At 75.7% G+C, this 1,587-nt stretch carries 1 protein-coding gene and 1 pseudogene; one reads left to right on the top strand and one right to left on the bottom strand.

Going from position 1 to position 1,587, the window contains the following annotated elements; translation table 11 throughout:
- A pseudogene (locus E1293_RS48400) lies at positions 1-564 on the top strand (hypothetical protein); the annotation flags it as partial.
- Here the strand turns inward: E1293_RS48400 and E1293_RS46890 are convergent.
- A partial coding sequence (locus tag E1293_RS46890; RefSeq protein ID WP_132206594.1) for a VWA domain-containing protein occupies positions 553-1,587 on the bottom strand: 1,035 nt, incomplete at its 5' end. The pseudogene E1293_RS48400 and the gene E1293_RS46890 overlap by 12 nt on opposite strands.

Genomic DNA, 1,587 nt, shown 5'->3' with positions numbered 1-1,587 from the left:
CACCCCGGCCCCACGCTCGCCGCGCCCACCGAGTCCGCCCCCGGGCCGGTTCCGGTGCAGCCGGGCCCCACGGGCGCACCGGAACCGGCCCGGGGCGCCGGCTTCTCCCGCGCGGCCGAACCGCCGGGCGGGCCGTTCCTCTCCGTTCCCGACGAAGTGCGGACGCGCTCCGTGCCGCCCGCCGCCCGGACGCTGCGGCGCGGACCGGCCGTCATGACCGGCCTGCTGCTCGCCGGGCTGCTCGCGGTGCTGGACGTCGCGGCGCTCGCGATCCTGATCGCCAGGCCGTCCCTCACCGAGGGGCACCGGGGCGGGCTGCTGCCCGTGGTCGCGTCGTCGTTCGCCATCGTCGCCGTGGTCACGCTGGTGGCGGTGATCCTCGCATGGCGGGGCAGCCGTCCCGCCGCGTGGACGGTGATGGCCGCCCGCGTCGCCCGCGTCGCGATGTGGGGCGCGTGGGGCGCCCTCGTGCAGATCCAGGCGTCCGCGCTGGCCGGGCACGCCGTGCTGACCGCGATCGTCGTGGTGCTGCTGGCCCGCGGGCTGGCCAGGTCAGCCGCCTGACGCGGCGCGCTCGGACCACTCCTTGAGGTCGCGGCGCTCGATCGCGGCGGCCATCAGCCCCGGGAACGCGTCCGGCGTGCACGCGAACGCCGGAACGCCCATCGCGGCCAGCGCCGCCGCGTTGTCGTGGTCGTAGGCGGGCGCACCCTCGTCCGACAGCGCGAGCAGCACCACGACCTGCACACCCGCGGCCGTCAGCGCCGCGACGCGCTGGAGCATCTCGTCCCGCACGCCGCCCTCGTACAGGTCGCTGATCAGCACCATGATCGTGTCGGCGGGCCGCGCGACGAGCCCCTGGCAGTACGCGACCGCCCGGTTGATGTCGGTGCCGCCGCCGAGCTGCGTGCCGAACAGCACCTCCACCGGGTCGTGCAGCTGGTCGGTCAGGTCGACCACGTTCGTGTCGAACACGACCAGCGACGTCCGCAGCGACCGCATCGACGCCAGCACCGCGCCGAACACGCTCGCGTACACCACCGACGCCGCCATCGACCCGCTCTGGTCGATGGCGAGGACCACGTCCCGCTTCACGGCCTGCCGCCGCCGCCCGTACCCGATCAGCCGCTCGGGGACGAGCGTCCCGTGCTCGGGCAGGTAGTGCCGCAGGTTCGCGCGGATCGTCCGCTCCCAGTCGACGTCGGCGAGCCGCCGCGGCCGCAGCACCCGCGCGGACCGGTCGAGCGCCCCGCCGACCGCCGACCGCGTCTTCTGCGCGAGCCGCCGCTCCAGGTCCCGGACGACCTTCCGCACCACCGTCCGCGCCGACTCCCGCGCCTTGTCGGGCATGACCCGGTTCAGCGACAGGAGCGTCCCGACGAGGTGGACGTCGGGCTCGACGGCGTCCAGCATCTCCGGCTCCAGCAGCAGCCGGGTGAGGTCGAGCCGCTCGATCGCGTCCTTCTGCATCACCTGCACGACGCTCGACGGGAAGTAGGCGCGGATGTCGCCGAGCCACCGCGCCACCGAGGGCGCCGAATCGCCGAGCCCGGCGCTCCGCCGCCCCGGCCGCGACCTGCCAGGCCG

It is taken from the genome of Actinomadura darangshiensis (assembly GCF_004349235.1).
Taxonomy (GTDB): Bacteria; Actinomycetota; Actinomycetes; order Streptosporangiales; family Streptosporangiaceae; genus Spirillospora; species Spirillospora darangshiensis.
Note: the sequence above shows the minus strand (reverse complement) of the source record. Positions and strands in the feature narration are given on the sequence as shown.